Consider the following 262-nt stretch of genomic DNA (forward strand, 5'->3'; position numbering starts at 1 on the left):
GTGCCCGCTTTGAAAAAGGTGTGGATCCAAACAGAGTTAGAGCTGCTGCAGATAGAGCTGTTCAATTGCTTGCACAATATGCGGGCGGGGAAGTGCTTGAGGGTTCTGCAGAAGCAGATGCACTCCAAGTGGAACCTGCTGTGGTGTCTGTAACGCTTGAAAAAATCAATCGTGTCCTTGGCACGAAGTTATCCATGAAAGAAGTAGAGGATATATTTGCCCGTCTTCAATTTGAAACAAATACTGATAATGATACGATTAC

The 262-nt window shown here is 44.7% G+C and carries 1 pseudogene; it reads left to right on the forward strand.

Features of this window, described 5'->3' with window-relative positions:
- A pseudogene (locus JI666_RS21285) lies at nt 1–262 on the forward strand (phenylalanine--tRNA ligase subunit beta); the annotation flags it as partial.

The organism is Bacillus sp. NTK071 (assembly GCF_017303315.1).
GTDB lineage: Bacteria > Bacillota > Bacilli > Bacillales > Guptibacillaceae > Guptibacillus.